The organism is Mesorhizobium sp. M0293, from assembly GCF_040321735.1.
Lineage (GTDB): Bacteria > Pseudomonadota > Alphaproteobacteria > Rhizobiales > Rhizobiaceae > Mesorhizobium.
In genome coordinates, this window is record NZ_JAMYSA010000308.1 from 1 (window position 1) to 732 (window position 732).

1 protein-coding gene is annotated in these 732 nt (G+C 65.3%); it reads left to right on the top strand.

The window, feature by feature from the left end; translation table 11 throughout:
• Nucleotides 1–107: 107 nt before the first annotated feature.
• Nucleotides 108–542, top strand: coding sequence for an IS66-like element accessory protein TnpA (gene tnpA / locus NKJ06_RS35615; RefSeq protein ID WP_352812616.1), 435 nt, complete (start codon nucleotides 108–110; stop codon nucleotides 540–542).
• Nucleotides 543–732: the final 190 nt, after the last annotated feature.

A 732-nucleotide genomic window follows, 5' to 3' on the forward strand; every position in this document is an offset into this window, starting at 1 on the left:
CGCCGGGCGCTCGCAACCGCGCTGTTGCGGGCGGGCGCGCTTGCGGCTTCGCTACCGCCGATCTACACCACCTGTAGGGACGCGACCGCCTTTGAGGGCTTCGACACATGACGATTTCAGAGCTTACGCTTAAATCCAGCGATCACGAGCCCGCGCGCCGGTTCGAGGTGTTCACGGGCTCCGGTCGGCGGCGCGAATGGCTGCCGGAGGAGAAGGCGCGGATCGTGGCGGAAAGCTACGAAGCCGGCGCGACCGTGAGCGCGGTGGCGCGGCGATACGCTTTGTCCCCGCAGCAGCTGTTCGCCTGGCGTCGGGCCGCTCGTCAGCCGTTGGCGGAAGCGCCGGCACCGGAATCGTTGTTTGTTCCGGCGGTGATTGCAGCGCCGAGGCCTGAACCGGCGGCAAGGCGGCGGCGGAAGCAGAAAGCCGCCCGAGACGGTGTGATCGAGCTGGAGATAGACGGCGTCGCTATGCGGGTCGGCCGGGGCGCCGATTCCAAGACGGTGGGCGCAGTGATCCGCGCGCTGAAGGCGACGTCGTGATCGGGCCGACGGGTGCGGTCAAGGTCATGGTGGCGACGAAGCCGGTCGACTTCCGCAATTATGTGGAGCGCCGGATTATGCGGAGTCCGCAGCAACCAAGGCCAATCGTCCGTTGATTCCAATGTGTTAGAGCGCTCTATCTGCTTTCTTGCTCGGCATAATTGTTGTCGTCTCTCGACGTCATTTGACC